Origin of the sequence: Bradyrhizobium sp., from assembly GCF_036009065.1 — a bacterium.
Taxonomy (GTDB): domain Bacteria; phylum Pseudomonadota; class Alphaproteobacteria; order Rhizobiales; family Xanthobacteraceae; genus Bradyrhizobium.
In genome coordinates this window covers 1-1,811 of the sequence record NZ_DASYMN010000094.1, presented here as the reverse complement: position 1 = coordinate 1,811, position 1,811 = coordinate 1, and the positions used below count along the sequence as shown (strand labels likewise).

General features: G+C 61.6%; 1 protein-coding gene. It reads left to right on the top strand.

Annotated features, from left to right (window positions below):
* Positions 1–179: 179 nt before the first annotated feature.
* Entirely contained in the window at positions 180–1,520 is a 1,341-nt protein-coding gene (locus VGP39_RS05675) for an IS1380 family transposase (protein WP_327567129.1), read from the top strand.
* The last annotated feature ends 291 nt before the right edge of the window (positions 1,521–1,811 follow it).

Genomic DNA, 1,811 nt, shown 5'->3' with positions numbered 1-1,811 from the left:
GTCACCGAAGGTCAGCTCCAGCTCACCAATGGCACGCGGGTTTCGGTACGCGATCCGAAGCCGGGGTCCTAACCCGGATTATTCAGCCCAGGCTGGCGGATGTGGCTTAAAGTGCTGATTCAGCGCATGATTTTGGTGTCGAATCAAAACTGCGCCGTTTCAGGAAAGCCACACCCGCCATGTACGATCCTATGTTGCCGCTGCCGGGCCTGTCACCTGTTGCCGGCAAGAGGGTTGTCGTCAACTTCGACGGCGGTCTGCTGTCGTCGGATGGCGGGCTTCTGGCTTTGCGCGAGGTCGAGCAACGCCTTCGCGTCGCCGATCGCATGGCCGCCTGCCTCGTCGACCCGCGCGCGCCGGACGCGATCACGCACACGCTCGCCGCTATCATGCGCTTTCGTTTGCTGATGATCGCGGCGGGCTACGAAGACGGCAACGACGCCGATACGCTGCGCTGCGATCCCATGTTCAAGATGGCGCTCGATCTCTTGCCGTCGGATCGCGAACTGTGTTCGCAACCGACGATCTCGCGGCTGGAAAACCTGCCCGATGCGCGCGCCCTGCTGCGCCTGGGCCGCGCCATGGTGGATCTCTATTGCGAGTCGTTTCAGCAGGTTCCCGGGCGCATAACGCTCGATATCGACGACACGTTCGACGCGGTGCATGGCGGCCAGCAATTGCGTCTGTTCAACGCGCATTATGATGAATACGGCTTTCAGCCGATCGTCGTGTTTGACGGCGCGGGCCGTTTCATCACCGCCGTGCTGCGTCCCGCCAAACGGCCAAGCGGCAAGGAGATCATGCCCATCCTGCGCCGCCTGTTGCGCGCCATCCGCACGAACTGGCCGCGGACCAAAATCATGTTGCGTGCCGACAGTCATTATTGCTGCCCCGAGGTTCTCGATTTTTGTCGCGCCAACGGGCTCGATTACATCCTCGGCGTGGCGCCGACCACGACATTGCGCCGCCACATCGGCGATCTTGAGGCCAGTGTGAAAGCCCGCTACGAGGCCGCGCCGAAGGATGGCAAGGCGCGCCGTTACAAAGAGTTTTACGACGGGGCCGCGAGCTGGAGCCGCGTCGAGCGCATCATCGCCCGCGTCGAGGCCGGCGCGGAGGGGCCCGACACGCGCTTCGTCGTCACCAATCTGAAGAAGCGCAACGCCCGCAGGCTTTACGAAAGTGATTATTGCCGACGCGGCCAGGCCGAAAATCACATCAAATCCTGGAAGACGCATCTGGCGGCGGACCGGACCTCATGCACGCGCGCCACCGCGAACCAGTTGCGCCTGTTCCTGCACGCGGGCGCCTACTGGATCATGTGGGGCCTGCGCGCGTCGATGCCCAGACGTTCGATGTGGCGGGTCGCTCAGTTCGACACGTTGCGACTGCGCCTCGTCAAAATCGCCGCGCGCGTCGTCGAGATGAAAACAATGATCCGCGTGCATCTGCCGACATCCTGTCCCGCGCAACATATTTTGTATTACGCGCTCGGACGAATCCCGCGCCTCGTCTGTTAAGAGGCGGGGCGCGGCGCCCCAAACATCAAACCCTTCCCGGCAAACCTCAAACCCTCTTCAACCCACACGCTGGCCTGCCGCCGGTGATGAAGAGGCGTGTCCGGGAAGCGGCGAAAACGCAATCCGGTCACGCCAAAAACGCGGCTTGCGCGATGAGAGGGTCAATGGGCTGAATAATGCGGGCTAGCAATTGACCCAGCCGATAACTTGACCGTGACAGACCTCTCGAGATTGGCCGATCCGGATTCGATTTTAGACTCAATTCGCAGTTTCGTTAGTTAACGAAACTCC